The following is a 12,351-nucleotide window of genomic DNA, read 5'->3' on the forward strand; positions in this document are numbered from 1 at the left end:
CTCTCCAGCAGAGATCGAATAGGGCGGTACCGACGTTGACGCTCAGCTTGTCGGTTTATAGACCCGTTAAGCCCGTAACGTCAAGGCAACAAGTTCGTCTTGACCCCATCTGCTACCCGGCGGTAACTTCGGCTTATCGACATTGACGCTCGGCTATTGATATTCGCCATCATGTCGATCTAGGAGTAGCGATGGACACCAGAGAGAGGACTGCCCGGCCCGGGGTGCGCTGGAAGCGCTTCGGCGCCATGTTCGGCCTGACCGCGGTGCTGTCCGCCGTGCTGGTCGCGCTGACCGCGCAGGGCGTCCTGGCAGCGAATTTCTCGATCTCCGGCATGCCGTTCACGGTCACCGCCACCCAGCTGCACGGCGACGGTTTCGCGCAGTTCGCCACCATCGACAATATGATCGAGGACAGCCCGAACGCCGGCGACACCGGCGGCCAGGTCGTCGTGATCGTGTCGGCCATCGACCGCGCGGAATTGACCAAACTCTGCCAGAGCGTGTCGCTCGGCGGCATGCACCTGAAAATCACGGCGGGCGACGCGAACACGCCCGTGAAGGCGGAAAGCCTGGTCGTCGACTCGGACCTGGTCGCCGGCGACGCCAACTTCAAGAACATCGATATCGGTCAGGACGCCAGCACCTTCGACAGGGTGAACGACCGGCGCAACGGCGGCAAGATCAAGGGCGGCGAGGGCGTTTTCGGTCAGCAGGCCGAGACCGTCGACATCGCGAACCTGCGGCAGAACAACTACGCCACCACCGCGGCCCGGTTCACCCTGCCCCACCTGCGGATGGCCTTCAGCGGCGACGGGTGCTGACCATGGGCGGGCGGGTGTCCTCCTTCGCGCGATGGCGGCGCGCCCGCCCGTTCTGGGGCGGCCTGATCGTCACGCTGGCCGGCGCGGAGATCCTGGTGACCGTCAAGGCGCCGCTGCCGGTCGTGATCCACGTCGGTATGCAGGGGCTGGCCGGCTACCTCGTACCGATGCTGTTGCTGCTCTGCGGGATCTTGTTGCTCTTCCACCCGGAGCAGCGGCTGTTCTACTCGCTCGTGGCCGCCGGACTCAGCCTGGGCTCGTGGATCACGTCGAACCTCGGCGGCTTCCTCGTCGGCCTGCTGCTGGGGCTGATCGGGAGCGCCCTCGCCTTCGCGTGGTCCCCGGACAAGACGGCGAGCCGGAAACGGCCGCCGGACGAGACGGAGGCTCCTCAAGCGGCGCCGGACGACACGGCAGACCTGGAACGGTCGCCGGACGACGCGGCGGATCTGAAACGGTCGTCGGACGACACGGCGGATCTGAAACGGTCGCCGGACGACGCGGCAGACCTGCAATGGTCGCCGGGCCAGACGGCGGACTCGCGGCGCGCGGAGCCGGACGGCCGGGCGGAGCCGGAGGGCCGGGCGGAGCCGGAGGGCCGGGCGGAACCGGACGGCCGGGCGGAGCCGGAGGATCGGGCGGAGCCGGAGGGCCGCCCGGAGGCGGAGCGGTTCGCACCGCGCCCCAGGCACGCGGCCGAGACCGAGAGGTGGTCCTGACCGGCGCCGTCAGGCCGTCGTCTCCCGCAGCAGGCCGGCGGCCGCCGTTTGAAGGACCGGGTCGCACCATGCCACCGAAGGGCGGTCGGCGGCCGCGCTGACGGCGGGGCGCCCCAGCGCTGACGGACCGCCCGCCGTGGGCCGACTGGAGACAATCAGCCCAGGTTCCTAGGATGCCCGGCACGGCGTGCGAGGGCCGTCACTATTCGGGCGGGGCGGCGATGATGACCGGTATCGTCGCGCTCGGTGTCATCGGCGCTGAGGAGAGTCCTGTGACCGGTCGGGAGTCCTCGAGCCCGCACGACAGCGCGCGCCTGGCGATCGTGATCGGCGCGCTCGGCGTGGTCTTCGGCGACATCGGGACGAGCCCGATCTACACCCTGCAGACCGTCTTCAATCCCGAAGATCCGCACCCGGTGCCGCTCAACGTCAACAATGTGTACGGCGTGGTGTCGCTGATCTTCTGGTCGGTGATGATCATCGTGACCGTCTCGTACGTCCTGCTCGCGATGCGCATCAACAACGACGGCGAGGGCGGCATCATGGCGCTGATCGCCCTGTTGCGCCGGCGCGGCGCCCAGCAGGGCCGCAAGGCCGCCGTTGTGCTCGCCGCGCTGGGCATCTTCGGGGCGTCGCTGTTCTTCGGCGACAGCATGATCACGCCGGCCATCTCGGTGCTGTCCGCCGTCGAGGGCCTCAAGACCGTGGAGCCGTCGCTGGGGGAGGCGGTCGTCCCGATCACCGCGGTCATCATCGTGGTGCTGTTCCTGGTGCAGCGGCGGGGCACGGCGGCGGTCGGCCGGGTCTTCGGCCCGCTGATGATCCTCTGGTTCACCGTCATCGGCACGTGCGGCGCGGTCGGCATCCGCAACCACCCCGACATCCTCAAGGCGCTGTCCCCCACGTACGCCATCACGTTCCTGTCCGGGCACTTCCACATCGCGTTCTTCGCGCTGGCGGCGATCGTGCTTGCGGTGACCGGCGCCGAGGCGCTCTACGCCGACATGGGCCACTTCGGGCGCAAGGCCATCTCGCGCGGCTGGCTGTTCCTCGTGCTGCCCGCCTGCACGCTGAGCTACCTCGGCCAGGGCGCCCTGGTGCTCGACGATCCGGCGCACATCGACGGCCCGTTCTTCCTGCTGGTGCCCGAATGGTTGCGGCTGCCGCTGGTGCTGCTGGCCACGGCGGCGACCGTGATCGCCTCGCAGGCCGTGATCACCGGGGCGTACTCGGTGGCCTCTCAGGCGGCGCAACTCGGCTACCTGCCGCGGCTGCGGATCGCGCACACGTCGGAGTCGTCGTTCGGGCAGATCTACGTGCCGTGGATCAACTGGCTGCTGATGGTCTCGGTGCTCACCCTGGTCTTCGCGTTCCGCAGCTCGGCGGCGCTGGCGTACGCGTACGGCATGGCGGCGACCGGCACGATCACCATCACCACGCTGCTGTTCTTCTACGTGGCCCGCAGCCGCCGCATGGCGCCGCTGTGGCTGATCGGCGCGGGCGCCGGCGTACTCCTGCTGGTCGACCTGTTGTTCGTGGCGGCCAACCTCACCAAGCTGGCGCACGGCGCGTGGCTGCCGCTGCTGATCGCGCTGACCGCGTTCACGCTGATGACGACGTGGCAGAAGGGCCGCCGGATCGTCACCGCGGACCGCAACCGTCGCGAGGGCTCCCTGAGCGAGTTCATCGACGACCTGCACAACCAGCGCTCGAAGACCCAGACGGTGCCCGGCACGGCGGTCTTCCTCAACCGGGGCAAGCTGACGGCGCCGCTCGCGATGCGCGCCAACGTCGACCACAATCACGTACGCCACGAGCACGTCATCATCATGTCGCTGGAGACCCAGCCCATCCCGCGCGTCGCCCCGGAGAACCGCATCACGGTCGACGACCTGGGCTACAGCGACGACGGCATCGTGCACGTGATCGCCCGCTTCGGCTACATGGAGACCCCGGACGTGCCGGCCGCCCTGCGCCTGCTCGAGCCGGCCGCGACCGAGGGCGACCTGCAACTCGACCAGGCCTCGTACTTCCTCTCGAAGATCGAGCTGCGCATCGGCCCGGAACCCACCATGGCCACGTGGCGCAAGCGCCTGTTCGTAGCCACGTCCTACATCACCGCCGACGCCGCCGAGTACTTCAGCCTGCCCCGGGATCGCACCGTCATCATGGGTTCCCACATCGACGTGTGAGCGGCTCGCGCGTCGGCCTCTCACGGTGGTTCTCGAGTCTCTGTGGCACAGTCTTGGGCGTGCCGTTGGAGGGCGTGCCGGACTGGTTGGCGGCTTGGTGTGCCGAGCATCTGGGCGGCGGACCGGTGGGGGTGCTGTTCCGTTCCGACCAGGTCTCGCTGGTGTTCGGTCTTCGGCTGGCCGGTGGCGGCAACGTCGTGGTCAAGGCGCGCGCCGATGACGGCCGGGCGGCGTCGTGCGTCGCGGCGCAGGCCCGGCTGGCCGAGCGGGGGTTCCCGTGTGCCCGGCCGCTCACGCCGGTGGTCGGGGTCGGAGCGCTGGCCGTGCACGCCGAGGAGTTCCGGCCCGGCGGCGAGGTGCTGCAAGGCGACTCGCCGGACATCGCCGTGCGCTGCGCGGAGGTGTTCGCCCGGCTGATGGCCGAGCTTGCCGGCGTGACTGTCGCGCCGCCGCTGCCGAACCCGCCGTGGGTGCGCTGGGACCACGCCGATCCCGGTGGGTGGCCGGCAATCGACCTGCTCGACGGCCGCGACCAGAGCGCGGTGCCCGAGCACATCGTGGAGACGGCCGAGCGGGCCCGGAGACGGCTGCTCGCCGCGGGTCTGCCGTGCGTGCTCGGCCACGCCGACTTCGAGGCTCAGAACCTGCGATGGCGGGGCCGGCAGCTCTGGGCCGTGCACGACTGGGACAGCCTCGCGTGGCACCCGGAAGCGGCGCTGGCGGGCGCGGCAAGCGGCTCGTTCGCCAGCGCCGGCTCACCCACGCTGGCCCCCGTCGAAAGCTCCGAGGCTTTCCTGGCGGCATACCAGGACATCCGGCGGCGCACCTTCACGACCGCAGAGCTGGAAACCGCCTGGGCAGCGAGCCTGTGGATGGCCGCCTACAACGCCCGCGAAATGGCCCTGTGCGGCGGTTCCCCGGCCGGCAACGACGCGCTGCGCGCCCAGGCAGCAGAACGCCTGCGCCGAGCCGACGCGTAAGAAGGCCCGAGCGCTCCTCCGTGGTGCAGGAGCGGGTCACGGCCTAGCGCCGGGCCCGGGGAGCAGGTCGATGTCGCGGGCGTGCATGGGCTTGTCGCAGTGGTCGCAGCGCAGGTCGACGGCGCTGATCTGGCCGCAGGCGTGGTGGCGGTAGAGGACGGGCGGCCCTGCGTCGCCGGCGAGGTGTTTGTCGCCCCAGCGGACCATCACCAGCAGCAGGTCGACGAGTTCGGCGCCCTTGTCGGTGAGCACGTATTCGTGGCGGGGGCGCCGGTCGTAGGGGCGGCGTTCGAGGATGCCGTGGCCGACCAGGTGGTTGAGGCGTTCGGTGAGGACCTTGCGGGAGATGCCGAGGTCGGCCTGGATCTGTTCGAAGCGGGTGAAGCCGGCGAACACGTCGCGCAGGATCAGTGGGGACCAGGGCTCGCCGATGACGTCGAGCGTGCGGGCGATGGAGCAGGCCATGTCGCCGAAGTCGGTGCGCTGCATGGCTCGACCCTAACATTTGGGGTTCCCTCAAGGAACTTCAGCTGTTACGGTCACGGAGTCTCTTCAAGGAACTCCGGAGGTCGTGACATGGGCAAGGTGTTCACCGCGATGTCGGTCTCGGTCGACGGATACATCACCGGTCGCGATCCCGGCGCGGGGCGCGGGCTCGGCGACGCGACGATGCTGTTCGACTGGTACTTCGACGGTGACACGCCGAGCCGCGAGCTCGACGGGTTCCGCCTCAGCGAGCCCAGCGCGCGGGTGTTCGACACGTTCGCCGCGCGCGTCGGCGCCACCCTGGCCGGGCGCAACACGTACGACGACTCGGGGTGGATCGACGGCGGGGCGCCTCACCCCACGGCGCCGCTCGTCGTGCTCAGCCACCGGCCCGGTCCCGGCACGAGCGACCGGCAGACCCTGGTCACCACCGGCATCGAGGACGCGGTCGCCACCGCGCGCGCCGCCGCCGGGGACAAGGACGTGGCGCTCATGGGCGGCGGCGTCGTCACCGCTGCTCTCGTGGCCGGCCTGCTCGACAAGTTCGTGCTGCACCAGGTGCCCGTCCTGCTCGGCGGCGGCCGCCCGTTCTTCCGATCCCTTCCGGAGCACCTACGCCTGCGCCTGGTCGACGCCGTCCCCGCGCCCGGCGTGACCCACCTGCACTACGAAGTCCTCCGATGAAAGGCACCGACATGCTCGATTCCGACGTGCGCCGGGTGCTCGACGGCACCTCGATCGCCCACCTTGCCACCGTGCTGCCCGACGGCTCGCCGCACGCCGTTCCCGTCTGGGTCGGCACCCACGGCGACCACATCGTCTTCCTCACCGGCCCCGGCTCGCGCAAGGCTCGCAATCTGCGCCGCGACCCCCGGGTGGCGCTGTCCATCGCGCCCGCGGACAACCCGTTCGAGCCGATCGTGATCCGCGGCCGCGTCGTGGCGTGGCTCGACGGCGACGAGGCGTGGCAGATCATCGATGAGATCTCCACCAAGTACGTCGGCGCGCCCTACTCGCGTGAGCTGGAGCGCGTGGTCGCCCTGATCGAGCCCGGGCGCCAGACCATCGGCGTGGGCTGAGCTGAATCAGTCAGCCGCGGAGCGGCATACGTTGTGCCCGGGACCGGCCGGCCGGCGTGCCGGTCAGTGGCGGGCTGTGGCGGGGTGCTGCTCGGACTGGTGCTCCGCCTGCGCCCGGGCGGCCGCGGCGGCGCCGGCCGCGTAGGCGTTCTGGACGTCGGAGGTGCCGGCCGCGTGGGCGAGGTCGCGGTCGGGGGCGTCGCCGGTGGCGGAGACCGGGGTGCGGTCCTCGCCCACCGTGGGCTCGGTCTTGGGGCGGCCCCGGCGGGTGTCCCAGACGTCGCGGGCGATGATCTGGAGGATGCCGGCCACCGGGATGGCCAGCAGCGCGCCGAGGATGCCGGCCAGCTCCACCGCGATCAGGATGGCGATGAAGACCGTGAGCGGGTTGAGCTTCACCGTGCGGGCGAAGATCAGGGGCTGGAGCAGGTGGTTCTCCAGCTGCTGGTAGAGCACGAAGAAGGCCAGCACCACGATGCCCGCGGTGGTGGACTCGACGAAGGCCGCCACGGTGGCGATCACCGCGCCGAGGGTGGCGCCGACCAGGGGGATCAGGTCTGCCAGGCCGACGAACAGGGCGATCAGGCCGGCGTACGGCACGTTCATGACGGTGAGCACGACGTAGGTGAGCGTGCCGCAGATGACGCTGATCAGCAGGTTTCCGGTGATGTAGCCGGTGATGGTCTTCGCGCAGTCGTGGCCGACGCGGCGGATGTGCTCGGCGCGGCGGGGCTCGAAGAGGGCCAGGAAGCCGTCCACGATCTTCGGGGCTTCCAGGACCATGAGGTACGACAGCACGAAGATCGTCACGGTGCCGGCGACGCCGGTGGCCACCGAGCGCAGGAACGCCAGGGTCGGGGCGCCCAGGTTGGTGGCGTACTCGCGGATGCGGTCGGCGTTGTCCTGGGCGTACTGGACGACGTGGAAGCGTTCGAGAAGCGGGCCGGCGGGACCGCGGCCGTTGCGGGCGTCCTCGACGATCTTGGGGAAGTCGGTGATCACCTGGCTGCCCTGGCGCGCCAGCGGCAGGACGAAGAGCGTGATCAGGCCGGCCAGCAGGGCGAAGGCCGCGACGAAGACGAGCAGGGTCGCGAGCCACCGCTTGCCGAAGGCGATCCGGCGGGTCGCCCAGTTGACCGCGGGGTGCAACGCGACGGCGAAGAAGGCGGCGATCAGGATCCAGGTCAGCACACGGCGGGTCTCGTGCGCGAGGAAGAGCATCGCGGCCGCGGCCAGCACCACACCGAGGACCACCAACGTGCGGCGCGCCAGAACGCCATTCGATTCGGCCATGACGCTCGACTACCCGGGGGTGAACAGCGCAAACTAGACACTTCGCGCACACTGGCAGCCATGATTCGCGCAGTGATCGTAGATGTCGATGACACCTTGTGCCTCACCGAGGCCGCGTCGTTCGAGCTGGAGAACGAGGTGCTGGCGCAGATGGGCCGGCCGCCCATGTCCCGCGCCGTGCACCTGGCCACGTGGGGCGAGCTTCTGCTGAACGCCATGCCGCTGCGCTCGCCCGGCCTCGACCTGGCGCGGTTCGCCGAACTGTTCCCGGCGGCGCACCAGCGCTACCTCGCCGCCGGGAGGCTCGACGTGATCCCGCCGGAGAACCTGCGAGCCCTGGACCTGCTGGTCGAGCAGGGGCGCACGGTGCTGCTGCTGACCTCGCGCGCGGAGGCCGAGGTGCGCCACCTGCTCGAACCGGACCACGTGCTCGCCGGCCGGGTCACGGGCGCCTACCACCAGGGCAACACCCGCTTCCGCAAGCCGGATCCGCGGGCCTTCGACGAACTGCTCGCCGAGACCGGCTTCGCGCCCGGCCAGTGCGTCTACGTGGGCGACTCGCCGGGCGACGCGGTGGCGGCCGGCGGGGCGGGCATCCGCTTCATCGCGTGCCTGCAGAGCGGTGTGCGCCGCCTCGCCGACTTCGACCCGCGCCACGTCACGGCCGCGGTCGACACCTTCCCGGAGATCAACCCGGTGATCGAGGCGCTCTAGGACTCTTTGCCCTCGCGAGCGGGCGCCTGGGAGGCCGGGGCCTTGGCCGAGGCGAGCTCTTCGGCGGCGGGTGCCTTGGGCTCTTCGGCGGCCGGTGCCTCGGCAGGGGGCGCCTCACCGGCGGAGGCCCCGGCGGCGGCGGGCGGTCCGTCCGCAGAGGCGGTGGCGGGCGATCCGTCCGCAGAGGCGGTGGCGGGCGGTCCGTCCGCAGAGGCAGTGGCGGGCGGTCCGTCCGGAGAGGCGGCAGCCGGCTGCTCCGGGGCCGGGTGGCCGGCCGGGGCGTGGTGGCCGGCCGGGGCGTGCTTGCGGCGGTGGAGCGTGAACGTGATCACCAGGACGATGAGGGCGCCGATGATCAGGCCCAGGATGGCGCTGGCGATCGTGTTGACCAGCCAGCCGACGACGCCGCCCAGCGGGCCCGTCGCGTCGTGGGCCGCCTCCTCCATGTGGTGCACGAAGTCGTAGAGGAAGTGCACGCCCAGCTCGTGCGTGCCGGCCAGGATGATGTGCCCGCCGACCCACAGCATCGCCGCCGTGCCGACCACCGTCAGCGCCGTCAGCAGCTTGGGCATGGCCTTGACCAGGCCGCGGCCGAGCGCGGCGACCGGGCCGGACAGCTGCGACAGGCGCAGGCCGGCGTCGTCCATCTTCACGATCAGGCCGACCACGCCGTACACGCCGACCGTCATGAGCAGCGCGACCACCGCCAGGATCGCCAGGCGCGACCAGAACGGCTCGTCGATCACCTCGTTCAGGGTGATCACCATGATCTCGGCGGAGAGGATCAGGTCGGTGCGCACCGCGCCCGAGATCAGCGTCTTCTCGTCCTTGGCGCCGTCGTCGTCGCCGTGCGCGTCGTGGTGCGCGATGCGCGCCCAGACCTTTTCGGCGCCCTCGAAGCACAGGTAGGCGCCGCCGAGCATCAGGATCGGCGTGAGCAGCCACGGCACGAACTGGCTGAGCAGCAGGATCGCCGGCAGGATGATCAGGAATTTGTTGCGCAGCGACCCCAGCGCGATGCGCTTGATGATCGGCACTTCCCGTTCGGCGGCGAGGCCCCGCACGTACTGCGGTGTGACGGCGGCGTCGTCGATGACCACGCCGGCGGCCTTGGCGCCGGCCTTCGCGGCGGCGGCGCCGACGTCATCGATGGAAGCGGCGGCGGCGCGAGCCAGCACCGCCACGTCGTCCAGCAGAGCTACGAGTCCTCCGGCCACGAAAATCCTTCCCCGGGTCGATCGGCGGATGCCGTCTTATTGTTGCCCAGGTGTCTACCCGGTCACACGCGGGCTGACCGTGGTGAGCGTGCCGAGCAGGCCGGTGATCTCGAGGGTGCGACGCGTGATGCCGGTGGTGTTGCTGACGACGAAGGACGCGCCGTGCCGGTGGGCGGTGTCGCGGGCGCGGACCAGGGCGTGGATGCCGGAGGAGTCGCAGAAGCTCAGCCCCGCCGCGTCGATGACGAGCTGCCGGGGCCGCTCGCCGGTCAGCGCGCGGACCACGTGGCCGTCCAGGCTGCCGGCGGTGGCCATGTCCAGGTCGCCGTCGAGGGTCAGGCGGGCCGTGCCGTCACCGTCGCGGTGCGCGGTGATGTTCATGCCGGTTCCGTCCGGCTCGTGCCGCCGGCGGTGACGCCGTCGCCCGGGCACGGGGGCATCTCGGCGCGCACCCGTTTGCCGCCCTCGTAGGACTGCACGTACCAGCGGGTGGTGTAGGCGTTGATGATGGTCAGGCCGAGCCCGCCGGTACCGTCGGCCCGGCGCGGCCTCGGCACGACCGACGAGCCGTCGGCCACCGAGAGGATCACCTGCCGGCCGTACGCCTCGACGTCCACCACCACGGCGCCGCCGCCGTGCCGCACCGCGTTGCTGACCAGCTCACTGAGCACCGTCATGGCCGCGTCCAGCCAGTCGCGGTCGCGCAGTCCCCACGCGCCGAGCAGCGCCACCACGGCGCCGCGCGCGTAGGCCGGCGCCGTGCCGTCCAGGGGTAGGTCGAAATGGGCCGTCAAGGTACTCATCTGGCCATGTCACCGCCTCGCTCTCGTTCCCCGCCGAGTGCTGACGGCACAGCGTTTTTCCCACTACGGGCTCGCGGTATGCATCCTTCGGGGCAGTCGTACGGTGACGGCCGTCCCGCGCGGCCGGTGCGCGCCCAGCGTGATCGTGCCCTGGTGATGTTCCACGATGGCGCGGCTCAGCGCCAGCCCGAGGCCGTTGCCCGGGACGCCGCGGTGCCGGGCGTTGTCGCCGCGGTAGAGCCGCCGGAACAGGTGCGGCAGCTCGCCGGCCGGCAGGCCCGCGCCGGTGTCGGTCACGGTGAGCGTGACCGTGCCGTCGTCCCCGGTCGCCGTGACCGTGACGATGGCGCCGTCCTGGCTGAACTTCAGCGCGTTGTCGAGCAGGCCGTGCAGCATCTGGGTGAGCCGGCCGGCGTCCCCGGCCAGCGCCAGGGAACCGGAGGTCCGCGTCTCGACGGTGATGTCGCGCGCCTCCGCTGCCGCCACCACCTGGCCGACAGCCGTGTCCACCACGTCGCCCAGATCGAGCTCGGCGACGGTGAGCACGCTGTGCCCGGCGTCCAGGGCGGCCAGGTCGAGCAGCTGCCCGACCAGCTCGTGCAGGCGCCGGCCGTTGCGGCAGACGACCTCGACCAGGTCGCGCAGGTCGGCGGTGAGCTCCGGGCTCTCGGCGAGCAGTTCCGCGTACGAGGTGATCGACGTCAGCGGCGTGCGCAGCTCGTGCCCGACCAGCGCGATGTACTCGTCGGTCGTGGCGGCCAGGTTGCGGGCCAGGTCGTCCGCGCGCCGCTGCTCCCGATAGGCCCCGACGCTGTCGACGACCCCGGCCAGCAGCAGCACCAGCGACGGCTCCGGCTCGTGCTGCTCGTAGGTGAAGTAGGTCATCACCCCGGCGATGCGGTCGCCGCTGCGCACCGGGATGGCGCCGCCCGCCCGGTAGTTCGCGGCGGCGGCGATCTCGGGGAGCACCGGGGAGTCCGGGGCGTGGATGTCGGGCACCCACACCATGTCGCCACGCTCCCAGCAGACCCCGGCCAGGCTCTGCCCGCGGCCCAGGCTGGTCGGCATGGGCAGCTCCGGCCGGCCGGGCGCGGTGTAGTGGGCGGCGGGGCGCAGCCGGTCGGTGACCGGGTCGACCAGCCACAACCGCACGTACGGCCAGCCCAGGGTGCTGCCCACGATGCGCACGACGGCGTCCGTGGCGGCCACGCTGTCCGGGCTCTCCGCCAGTGCCCGCAGCACCTCGCTCTTGCAGGCGCGATAGACGCGCGAGCGGTATTCGACGGTGATGTCGTGCACGGCCGCCACCGCGCCGATCACGGTCTCGCCGGCGTACACGGGCCGGGCGTTGATCCGCAGCCAGCGCTGCCGGCCGCGCTGGTCGGCAGCGAGCAGGCCGGCCTGCACCACGGTCTCGCCCCGCAGCGCACGGATCATCGGCAGCTCGTCGGTCTGCAGCGGGCTGCCGTCGTGATGGCGCAGGCCGAAGCGGTCCGTCCACTCCTTGATCGGCACGGCCGCGCTGGCGTCGCCGAAGAAGTCCCGCAGGAAGTCGTTGAACACGGTCAGCCGTCCGGCGGTGTCGCAGGCGGCCATCCCCACGTCGACGCTGTGCACCATCGCCTCGAGGAACTGCGGGATCACCGGCGGCAGCTCCATCGGGGCGGCTCGCGCCGGCCCGCCGCCGAGGTGGTAGGCCAGGGTCGCGGCCAGCTCTTCGGCGTCGCAGGGCTTGCCGACGGTCGCGACGGCGCCGGAGGCGCTCAGCCGCGGGTCGCCGGGCCGCACGAGGCCCGAGACCAGCACGACCGGGATGCCGGTCAGCGCCGGGTCCTCGTGCAGCGCCCGGCAGAGCTGCAGACCGTCCATGTCGCGCATGTCGACGTCGGCCACCACCAGGTCGGGACGGTGGTGGGTGGCGGCGACCAGCGCCGCCCAGCCGTCCTCGGCCACGGCCGCCTGGTGCCCGAGACCCTGGATCACCTCGGTCATCGCGCGCTGATGGTCGACTTCGTCCTCCGCGACCAGCACAAGTGCCACGTCT

The 12,351-nt window shown here is 71.3% G+C and carries 13 protein-coding genes; 7 read left to right on the forward strand and 6 right to left on the reverse strand.

The window, feature by feature from the left end:
• Positions 1–278: 278 nt before the first annotated feature.
• From Ade02nite_RS08010 to Ade02nite_RS08025, 4 genes are all read left to right on the forward strand, one after another.
• Complete coding sequence (locus tag Ade02nite_RS08010) at positions 279–824, forward strand: DUF6230 family protein (RefSeq protein ID WP_239168616.1); 546 nt, start codon at positions 279–281, stop codon at positions 822–824.
• A 2-nt stretch (positions 825–826) separates the two neighbouring features.
• A complete protein-coding gene (locus Ade02nite_RS50225) occupies positions 827–1,543 on the forward strand; it encodes a DUF6114 domain-containing protein (protein ID WP_203760903.1) in 717 nt (238 codons plus the stop codon).
• Positions 1,544–1,815: 272 nt separating this feature from the next.
• Positions 1,816–3,735, forward strand: coding sequence for a potassium transporter Kup (locus tag Ade02nite_RS08020; protein ID WP_239168617.1), 1,920 nt, complete (start codon positions 1,816–1,818; stop codon positions 3,733–3,735).
• 59 nt (positions 3,736–3,794) lie between these two features.
• On the forward strand, positions 3,795–4,715 hold the full coding sequence (locus Ade02nite_RS08025) for an aminoglycoside phosphotransferase/kinase family protein (RefSeq protein WP_239168618.1): 921 nt from the start codon (positions 3,795–3,797) through the stop codon (positions 4,713–4,715).
• Positions 4,716–4,751: 36 nt separating this feature from the next.
• On the opposite strand, the gene Ade02nite_RS08030 is transcribed toward Ade02nite_RS08025, so the two are convergent.
• Positions 4,752–5,204 (reverse strand): winged helix-turn-helix transcriptional regulator, encoded by a 453-nt coding sequence (locus Ade02nite_RS08030; protein WP_203760904.1) that lies wholly within the window; start codon positions 5,202–5,204, stop codon positions 4,752–4,754.
• 87 nt (positions 5,205–5,291) lie between these two features.
• On the opposite strand from Ade02nite_RS08030, the gene Ade02nite_RS08035 reads away from it, so the two are divergent.
• Both Ade02nite_RS08035 and Ade02nite_RS08040 read left to right on the forward strand, forming a co-directional pair.
• Positions 5,292–5,885, forward strand: a complete 594-nt coding sequence (locus Ade02nite_RS08035) for a dihydrofolate reductase family protein (RefSeq protein ID WP_203760905.1) — start codon at positions 5,292–5,294, stop codon at positions 5,883–5,885.
• Positions 5,882–6,280, forward strand: coding sequence for a PPOX class F420-dependent oxidoreductase (locus Ade02nite_RS08040; RefSeq protein ID WP_239168619.1), 399 nt, complete (start codon positions 5,882–5,884; stop codon positions 6,278–6,280). Before Ade02nite_RS08035 ends, Ade02nite_RS08040 begins: the two co-directional genes overlap by 4 nt.
• A gap of 63 nt (positions 6,281–6,343) precedes the next feature.
• Here Ade02nite_RS08040 and Ade02nite_RS08045 read toward each other — a convergent pair whose 3' ends face one another.
• Positions 6,344–7,573, reverse strand: coding sequence for an AI-2E family transporter (locus Ade02nite_RS08045; protein ID WP_203760906.1), 1,230 nt, complete (start codon positions 7,571–7,573; stop codon positions 6,344–6,346).
• 72 nt (positions 7,574–7,645) lie between these two features.
• Between Ade02nite_RS08045 and Ade02nite_RS08050 the strand changes: the two genes are divergently transcribed.
• Positions 7,646–8,287, forward strand: a complete 642-nt coding sequence (locus Ade02nite_RS08050; RefSeq protein WP_239168620.1) for an HAD family hydrolase — start codon at positions 7,646–7,648, stop codon at positions 8,285–8,287.
• Here Ade02nite_RS08050 and Ade02nite_RS08055 read toward each other — a convergent pair.
• The 4 genes from Ade02nite_RS08055 to Ade02nite_RS08070 form a co-directional block, all read right to left on the reverse strand.
• Positions 8,284–9,504, reverse strand: coding sequence for a DUF808 domain-containing protein (locus tag Ade02nite_RS08055; RefSeq protein WP_239168621.1), 1,221 nt, complete (start codon positions 9,502–9,504; stop codon positions 8,284–8,286). The two genes, Ade02nite_RS08050 and Ade02nite_RS08055, sit on opposite strands and share 4 nt — an antisense overlap.
• Positions 9,505–9,558: 54 nt before the next feature.
• Positions 9,559–9,885, reverse strand: coding sequence for an STAS domain-containing protein (locus Ade02nite_RS08060; RefSeq protein WP_203760908.1), 327 nt, complete (start codon positions 9,883–9,885; stop codon positions 9,559–9,561).
• A complete protein-coding gene (locus Ade02nite_RS08065; RefSeq protein ID WP_203760909.1) occupies positions 9,882–10,307 on the reverse strand; it encodes an ATP-binding protein in 426 nt (141 codons plus the stop codon). Before Ade02nite_RS08065 ends, Ade02nite_RS08060 begins: the two co-directional genes overlap by 4 nt.
• Before the next feature lie 63 nt (positions 10,308–10,370).
• Complete coding sequence (locus Ade02nite_RS08070; RefSeq protein ID WP_203760910.1) at positions 10,371–12,347, reverse strand: ATP-binding protein; 1,977 nt, start codon at positions 12,345–12,347, stop codon at positions 10,371–10,373.
• Positions 12,348–12,351 lie beyond the last annotated feature (4 nt).

The organism is Paractinoplanes deccanensis, assembly GCF_016862115.1.
GTDB classification, from domain to species: Bacteria; Actinomycetota; Actinomycetes; order Mycobacteriales; family Micromonosporaceae; genus Actinoplanes; species Actinoplanes deccanensis.

What these genes read in the sequence shown, in the direction of transcription:
- Ade02nite_RS08040 (WP_239168619.1), top strand. Translation starts at nt 5,882, where the DNA reads ATGAAAGGCACCGACATGCTCGATTCCGACGTGCGCCGGGTGCTCGAC.
- Ade02nite_RS08030 (WP_203760904.1), bottom strand. Translation starts at nt 5,204, where the DNA reads ATGCAGCGCACCGACTTCGGCGACATGGCCTGCTCCATCGCCCGCACG.
- Ade02nite_RS08060 (WP_203760908.1), bottom strand. Translation starts at nt 9,885, where the DNA reads ATGAACATCACCGCGCACCGCGACGGTGACGGCACGGCCCGCCTGACC.
- Ade02nite_RS08045 (WP_203760906.1), bottom strand. Translation starts at nt 7,573, where the DNA reads ATGGCCGAATCGAATGGCGTTCTGGCGCGCCGCACGTTGGTGGTCCTC.
- Ade02nite_RS08065 (WP_203760909.1), bottom strand. Translation starts at nt 10,307, where the DNA reads ATGAGTACCTTGACGGCCCATTTCGACCTACCCCTGGACGGCACGGCG.
- Ade02nite_RS08035 (WP_203760905.1), top strand. Translation starts at nt 5,292, where the DNA reads ATGGGCAAGGTGTTCACCGCGATGTCGGTCTCGGTCGACGGATACATC.
- Ade02nite_RS50225 (WP_203760903.1), top strand. Translation starts at nt 827, where the DNA reads ATGGGCGGGCGGGTGTCCTCCTTCGCGCGATGGCGGCGCGCCCGCCCG.